The sequence below is a fragment of the Deinococcus marmoris genome (assembly GCF_001949125.1).
GTDB lineage: Bacteria > Deinococcota > Deinococci > Deinococcales > Deinococcaceae > Deinococcus > Deinococcus marmoris_A.
The window spans coordinates 1-2,661 of the sequence record NZ_MSTI01000061.1; the positions used below are offsets into that span (position 1 = coordinate 1).

Sequence of the window (2,661 nt, forward strand, 5' to 3'; positions counted from 1 at the left end):
GTCATGGAGGATTGGGGGTTCCGATCCGCCAAAAAAGACAGTATTCCAGAAAACCTCAAGCTCTGCAAAAAAGGCACCTGGAACGTGAGAATGCAGGTAGAAACGGCGTTTTCACTGGTCACACGAATCATGAATCTGAAACACATGGACCATCGCCAGGAAGCGTATTTAACCGCTCACCTGGCGTATGTTGCGGCGGTCTTTAACATTCTTCTGGCGTGGTCGCGGGAATTCTTCGGCTGGACAGGCGAAGATGCCTTCAGAATGCATCTCGCCTCCTTCAGTCTCTGAATCTCAACCCGCACAACTGGTTTAGAGAGAATCGAGAGCAGCCGCATTGCGCCGATTATGGGGTCTGACTAGCGCAGGATTCCGTTGGTAAAGTCGCCAGCTCCTTAAAAGTCTTCAGAACGGGACAGATTGCGCCTGGAATCCCCCGGTAGAATTTCTGGCGAGACCGGCTGGAGCGCTCGTGCGGACTTCAGCAGGAGTACGAGGATTCTCATCCCAGGATATATTTTCCTGCCCGTCTGACTTTACCAACGGAATCGCGTAGGAACAAAAATCTACCCTTGCAAGTCAAGTTACAATTCAAGCCAGCCGCAACTTGTGAGATCCTATTGCCAATAAATTCGTTGTGCAATGCGGATCCACAAAGCCAGCATCTGCCTGTCATCGGCGCAGCCCATTCGTTGCGCTATTAAGCGTTCTCGCAGCCATCAGAGAGACCATGAAACCGCATGAGGTTCACTCTGCCCTCCCCAACGGTCATTGTCTCCTCTGACTGCCGTACGACAGCAAACGGGCGGCGAGATTACGAACCATCAGGCCAGGAGACGAACGCGGAACCATCAGCGACGCCACTGGGCCAAAATGACGCAGCTTCGGGGCCACCTTGGCGCGGTGTATGGCCTCGAATCGCCTGAACGCCAGGGCGTGATCGTGCGGGCAGGCGCTCAGCGCCTGCGCCAGCGTGTACGCTCCAGCCATCGCCAGGCTTGACCCCTCTCCAAACAACGACAGACACGACGCGGCGTCCCCCAGCAGTGCCACGCGCCCCTGGGACCACCGGGGCGTCTGAACCACGCTGACCGCGTCGAAGTACACGTCTGGTGCAGCGTGCAACTGCTCCAGGAGTTCCGGCACGCGCCAGCCCACGCCCGCATATGCTGCCGCCACGAATCGCTTGACCGCCGCCAGATCCCGGTGATTCACATCAGCGGCAGCCTGCCGGAAAAAGAAGCCGACCATCGCGTGGTCTCGCCCCGGATGAACGGCCACCAGCCGTCCAGGGGTATTGTGGAGCAACACGTCCTGCGGCAACTCAACCGAACCCTGAAGGGCCGTGGTGGCGACGTACATGCCCATATGCCGCACGAATTGCCCGTCTGGCCCGAACACCAGACGGCGCACGGTGGAGTGCAGGCCGTCCGCGCCGATCACCAGGTCGAAGCGCCGGGCGGCGTGACGCTCAAAGGTGACCTCCACGCCGTCCGCATCCTGCTGCAAGGCGGTGATGGTGTCGCCAAAGAGGACCTCCGTGTCGTCATGGGCCGCCTGAAACAGGACGTGGGCCAGGTCACTGCGGGGAAGCTCAAGTTCAGGGGTGCCCGCATCGCTGCGGCCCGCTGGGGTGGGCAGACGGGCGAAGCGGTGCCCCACTCGGTCATACAAGCTCATGGCCCGCACGGGCGTCGCGGCGGCCTGAAGGGCCGCGACGATGCCCATGCGTTCGGCGACGCTCAATGCCAGGCCGCGCACATCCACAGGATTGCCGCTGGAGCGCAGGCCGTCTGAGCGCTCGATGACGGTGGGCTGCCAGCCGCTGCGCGCCAGCCAGTACGCGAGGGTGGGGCCAGCGATACCAGCGCCGGAAATCAGGACGCGCGGAAGGGTCATAGGTAGTTATATTTCACTGGACGCAATTTTGCAACGAGTGAATGTTTGCATCCGGTGACTACAATGGTCTTTATGACTTTGCGCGAACGCAAGCGCCTGCGTACCCGACAGGCCATCCTCACTGCGGCAACGGACCTTTTCGAGCGGCACGGTTACACCGAAACCACCCTGGACGACATTGCCGCCGCCGCCGAGATCAGCAAGCGGGCCATCTTCAGCTACTTTGCCAGCAAGGAAGACCTGCTGTTCCCGGAGAGCGACGCGCGCATCGGCGCAGCCATTGGCGCCATCGCGGCCCGGCAGCCTGGCGACGGCCCAGTCCAGGTGTTGCTGCGCGCCATGACCACCTCCGCCCAGGAGTCTGATGACCTGACGGGCCGCCGGGCGGCGTTGCGATTGCGGTTGATGCGAACGGTTCCCGCTGTCCGTGGCCGGGCACTCCAACATCAATTCGACGCGCAGCGCGAAATTGCCCGCCATCTGGCCGCTGTCTTCCCAGCAGACCTCAGTCCGATCTCGGCTGCTGCACTGACTGGAGCCTTCATCGGGGCAGTGACAGGAGTGCTGGATCTCTTTTTTGAAGAGCAGGAGCCTCCACAGGATCCAGTAGAGCTGCGCGCCACCCTCCTGCGGGTCACCCAGATGGCCCTTACCCCGTGGTTGGACACGTCTTCAGGAGAACGCGACCTGTCGTCAGACATCTGAGAAAGGTTCAGCCACGCTGCACATGCCAGCGCTGACCTTGACCACCGCAGCTTTCCC

Annotated in this window: 3 protein-coding genes; 2 read left to right on the forward strand and 1 reads right to left on the reverse strand. The window is 61.1% G+C overall.

Annotated features, from left to right (window positions below):
- Positions 1–291: hypothetical protein (locus tag BOO71_RS27740; protein ID WP_217694868.1), on the forward strand; the 291-nt coding region annotated here is incomplete at its 5' end.
- A 477-nt stretch (positions 292–768) separates the two neighbouring features.
- Here BOO71_RS27740 and BOO71_RS08515 read toward each other — a convergent pair.
- On the reverse strand, positions 769–1,899 hold the full coding sequence (locus BOO71_RS08515) for an FAD-dependent monooxygenase (RefSeq protein ID WP_075831521.1): 1,131 nt from the start codon (positions 1,897–1,899) through the stop codon (positions 769–771).
- A 72-nt stretch (positions 1,900–1,971) separates the two neighbouring features.
- Between BOO71_RS08515 and BOO71_RS08520 the strand changes: the two genes are divergently transcribed.
- Positions 1,972–2,604 carry a TetR/AcrR family transcriptional regulator gene (locus BOO71_RS08520; protein WP_075831522.1) on the forward strand — a complete coding sequence of 211 codons (633 nt, stop codon included), beginning with the start codon at positions 1,972–1,974 and terminating at the stop codon, positions 2,602–2,604.
- Positions 2,605–2,661 lie beyond the last annotated feature (57 nt).